This is a genomic window from Enterococcus sp. RTP21361st1_A6_RTP21361_211029, assembly GCF_040910045.1.
In the GTDB taxonomy this organism is placed as follows: domain Bacteria; phylum Bacillota; class Bacilli; order Lactobacillales; family Enterococcaceae; genus Enterococcus_D; species Enterococcus_D gallinarum.
Map to the genome: position 1 here is coordinate 1 of NZ_JBDGBK010000139.1, position 4,675 is coordinate 4,675.

Annotated in this window: 5 protein-coding genes and 1 pseudogene; all 6 read right to left on the reverse strand. The window is 39.6% G+C overall.

The window, feature by feature from the left end:
* The coding region (locus AB5Z52_RS15910) for a zeta toxin family protein (RefSeq protein WP_368267005.1) at nucleotides 1-248 on the reverse strand (248 nt) is incomplete at its 3' end.
* Between the two features lie 85 nt (nucleotides 249-333).
* Nucleotides 334-1,677, reverse strand: a complete 1,344-nt coding sequence (locus tag AB5Z52_RS15915) for an FtsK/SpoIIIE domain-containing protein (RefSeq protein ID WP_368243532.1) — start codon at nucleotides 1,675-1,677, stop codon at nucleotides 334-336.
* Nucleotides 1,678-1,746: 69 nt separating this feature from the next.
* On the reverse strand, nucleotides 1,747-2,100 hold the full coding sequence (locus AB5Z52_RS15920; RefSeq protein ID WP_368243533.1) for a damage-inducible protein J: 354 nt from the start codon (nucleotides 2,098-2,100) through the stop codon (nucleotides 1,747-1,749).
* The gene (locus AB5Z52_RS15925; protein ID WP_368243534.1) at nucleotides 2,101-2,475 is read right to left on the reverse strand and encodes a YdcP family protein; all 375 of its coding nucleotides are present in this window, start codon (nucleotides 2,473-2,475) and stop codon (nucleotides 2,101-2,103) included. It lies immediately after the preceding gene.
* A 12-nt stretch (nucleotides 2,476-2,487) separates the two neighbouring features.
* Complete coding sequence (locus tag AB5Z52_RS15930) at nucleotides 2,488-2,802, reverse strand: YdcP family protein (RefSeq protein WP_368243535.1); 315 nt, start codon at nucleotides 2,800-2,802, stop codon at nucleotides 2,488-2,490.
* A gap of 112 nt (nucleotides 2,803-2,914) precedes the next feature.
* Nucleotides 2,915-4,675, reverse strand: a pseudogene (gene fss3, locus AB5Z52_RS15935) (fibrinogen-binding MSCRAMM adhesin Fss3); the annotation flags it as partial.

A 4,675-nucleotide genomic window follows, 5' to 3' on the forward strand; every position in this document is an offset into this window, starting at 1 on the left:
CGTTGAAATTCATCTGAATTATTCCCAGCATAGCCCGGAAATAGTTCACGAAATTTATCAGCATCGATTACACAAAGATTACTATTCAATGCCGTCAAAGTTTGTGTAGCCTCAGTCTTTCCAGCCCCAGGACTTCCGGCCATAAAAATGGCAGTCTTTTCTTCCTCTTTTTCTTTCCCATCAGTAATCGAAGAAATTAATACTTTTTTGTTCTCTTTAGCATACTGTAAAGAATAATCCTCTGTCATTTTTACTACACCTCCTGACGCTTTCATCTCTAGTTTATCATACTTTAAGTCCGATACCCTAGAAGACTAAATTTCTCTGTAGTTGTCATTTTTCTTTCGATTGCGCTACTTGTTTGATGGATTCCAAGAAATCATACCCTTTTGGTACAAGTGGCGTATAAAACTCACTAATCACACTGCCCCCTGTATCTACATAACCTCGACCTTTGATGTGTTTCATAAAGAAATTTTTATCGACCTCGCCATACATCATGGAATACCCGAGTTCACTCATGCGACCCAAAGCCACCCGGAAGTTGAATTGATCGCGAATCCCGTCTCCTAAATATTTCGCATCCGGCCTTTGACAAGCTAGAATTAAAAAGAAACCAGACTGACGACCTAACATCACAATTTGTTTGAGCTTATTCAAAACCACCGCACTTTCTTTCGTCGTTAACATTTCCATATAAGCCACGTATTCATCAAAGATTAAAAAGTTTGGCGGAAGTCCAAGATAGGCATAATTCTCTCCTGTTTTGTAGTTGGGCATTTCTTTCATTTCCTTACTACGAGCCATCATACGTTCATAGAAATCTTCCACACAAACAGTAATTTCTTCCTTTTGTGAATAGACATGAGGTATTACCGTACCTAAATCGGCGAGGTCCGCATTTTTTGGATCGAGGATAAACAATTCTGCATCCGACTTCAATAAAGCTTGGATAATGGTGAGCAAAAAGTAAGTCTTCCCACCGCCTGTACCACCAGCGATTAACATATGAGGTAAGGAATCATAGGCCCATACTTGATTTTTCATCAATTGCAGAGTCCCGTTTTCTGCCACTACTTCTTCAATCCCAATTCGATTGGCAATCATATCGTATAACAAGATGTATTCCACATAGGAGTCTTTGAGTTCCTTCTCTACTAACTCACAATACAGTCCGCTTTCTAACTTCTTTTCCAACTTTAAAAGCTGATCTTGATATTTTCCCAGTGAAATTTGAACGCGAATAGAAAGTAAGCCATCTTTCATTCGATAATAAATTTTGGGGAAGTAACTGATACTCTCCTTGTTTCGACTACTCGTAAGATCTTTGAAAAAGCCTTCACTTTGAGTTTGCTTCACTTCATACCAATGATTTTCTAGAATCATCCGAGCCAGCTTTTGTCGATGCCATAAACTTCGCCAATGGCCCTGAAAAAAGTGAATATAAAGTAACATCATAGCTCCTGAAAGAGCGAAACTTCCAAGTAAGCAGATTAAATCTTTCACGGACCAAGCGATTTCAATAGTGGAAAATGATAGCTTAGAAAGATCAAATTGTCTAAGCTCTGGAAAATAAAAGATACCCATCCAACCGATAAACAAAGCGATTAGCCATCCAAGAACAAAGTGATAAACTAAGTGCTGATCTCCTGCGCGTATGCGATGTCCTTTGTACATTTTGATAGTTTCCACCTCCAATCGAAAATTGCCCAATGGGATTTTATTGGGCAATTTCAAAAAATCATGCTAGTCATTTACTGCGATTGAGAGTTGTTTCGTTTCAACTAGTTGATTTAAAAAGCTTTCAATGGCGTCTGGCATTTCCACACCGATTTCTTCTAAGACGGATTCTGCTTGACGACATAAACTTTCATTTACCTCGACAACCATAAAGAACGACTCTTCTTCCCCTAACCAATCCAGTACATCAAAGTCTTCTTTAGCATCGTTACCTACGTCTAGTAACCCTTGATGCATAATCAGAAACATTTTTTCATCATAGGTTAATGCATTAGTGAGTTCCTCCTCAGTTAGCTCACCTTTTCCATATTGATCGAGACAATCTAAAATATGTTCCACATTGATTTCCATATTCTTCACCTATTTCTTTCCTTCATTTTGGTTTGTGGGATTTCCTTGATTCAGTTTCCGTTTTAAGACTAAATCATCTGCCTTAATAAACCAATTGACGGTAGTTCCTTCCCGAAAAACATAATTGGCGACGGTATCCACGATAGGATTGACCAGCTCTACCTCTGCATCATAAGCAAACTCGCGTAAGGGTACATTTGCTGGGATACTAACTTGGATCATTCGACCTTGTGCAGAGGATTTCAAATTATAGGTTCGTTCTTTTACCTCGTTACTAACCGTTCCATCCTCGTTTTGTTTCCGTACTTCTCGACGTAATGCGGAAAAACGCAACTTCCCAAAGGTTAATCCTGAATCTACGACAATACCTTCTGTTAATCTCATCTTCTTTTCCTCCTATGCTTTCACTAAATCATCGACATACAACACATAATCAGTAAACCCACGATTCTCAATCTCATAGCCTTTGGCAACCAAGTGGGGATTCACGGCTTTTAGCGGTTGATCTTGGTCAAAATCCTTTTCGCCGGCTTCCGCAGCTACCACCACTTCAATATCATCGGCCCGTTGTTTACTGGAATACAAATGATAACTTCGACCAATCACCATAGTATTCCGTCCATATCCTTCTGTTAAAATTTCACCTTCACCGGCATAACTCAACTTTCCAAATGTTTCGGCCATATCCGGTACAACAAATTTCAATTCCATCTTCTTTTCCTCTTTTCATTAGTAGTGTTGGATACAAAAATAGCGCGACTACTTTATTAGGAGGCGGTCGCGCACGTTGGTTCTTCCTATTTACTTGTTTCATATCATCACCTTAGTTCCGGCGATTCCAGAAATAATACCCAGCCGTCGCCAAGATCAAGGTAAAGCCAATGAACAGTAACACATTGGAACTTTTCTCCCCAGTTTGTGGGAATGTCTTCACTGTGGGACTAGATACTTGAGAGTCACTTGGAACAGTTGGTGTTTCCGGTTGTTCCGGCGTACTTGGTGTGGTTGGCACTTCTTTTGGCGTTAAGGTTTGAGACTTTTCTTTTAAATCTTCATTGTGTTTCCCATTGATGTTTCCATCTTTGTCATAGTTAATTTCTTTGAAGGTAAAACTTGTACCTTCTGGATATTTACTTGTGTCTACTTTTTCAGCGAGCACGGTTTTGGTAAATTCTTTGTCATTCACTTCGTAATCAATTTTTCCAGATTTCCAAATTTCTTTGGTCGTACCATCCGGTAGTAAAGCGTAAAGAATTGTTTCAAATGCTTCTTTTGAGCCATCCAGTACATCATGAGTAATGGACACATCATCAAACATATCCACTACGTCACCATGCGTGAAAGTTTGTGAACCGTCTTCTAGGTGGGCTTTTGTTTGGATGGAAACATGGCGTTCCACCGTACAATTAACAGTTTGGGCTTGATTGTTCAAACTAGCATCCTTCGCTACTGGCTCATCACCTGCTTCAAAGGCTTCCTCATTTTCATACACATAGTTGAATAAGACGATGGTTTTATCCAAAACTTGTTCAGCGGTTAATTTATGCAGAATTTCCCAAGTTCCTGTTTTCTCCTTGTTCGCCAAAGTTGCGGTTGTTTCCGCAATCACGATTGGTTTGGCTTTTTCATCTTTTTCTTGGGCAACTTTTGTGGCTTCTACATCAATGGCTTGCGCTACCACATACCAGTCTTCTTTGATTTCATGAAGCTTGTAGCTCAATTTATCAACTAGCTCAGTAGAATCAAGGGTAGTCAATTCTTTGTCCCCGTCTTTCCAAGTCGCAAGGGAAGTTACACTATCTTCTTCCTCAGGCAAATCATAAAGCATCAAACGGTTCAAACTAACAGAAAATGCTTTGTTCGTCAGCTTCTCATAAGGAACGGTCACCGTTTTAATTGGTCGCTTTTGACCTTGTTCGATAATGGTAAAGACATACTCACTCTTGGTGTAATCCTCTTTATTTTCTTTAAACGTAGAACAGATTTCTAATGGCGTAATCTTTTGGAATCCTTCTGGGGCTTCTACTTCTTCAAGTAAATAGTCCCCATAAGGAAGATTTTCAAACTTGCCATAGCCATCAAAACCTAGTTGCTCGTTATAAGCTGTGGTCGCTTCATCTTCGGCACCGGTGATTTCATTGGTTCCTTCTAATGGCGATACTTTAAAGGTTAAGTCGTTAAAACCAGTTTCGGCAGTTCCCGCAGCTGATCCAGCAAATTTGAAGAAATCAAAGCCAAAACGAATCACTTGTTCTTTTGCCGTAACATCTCGGGTAATCACGGCATTTTTTTCGTTATCATCGACTTTTTTGATAGATACAGGATACTTCGTTTTATGCAAGGTATATCCTTCAGGCGCTTTGGTTTCTTGCCAATAATACTCGTTGATGGCTAAGTGTTTAACGGCAACTTGATTCTTTTCATCTAAAGTCAAAGTCACCGTTTCATCAGAAGCTTTCGTTCCTTTCACTAATTCTGGTTTAAAAGCCTCACCCCATTTAACAGCTTGGCCATCTTTTGCAGTAAAGAGAGTATATTCAGCGCCTTTAAACTCAGCTTTCCCTTGAATCTCATTACCGGTATC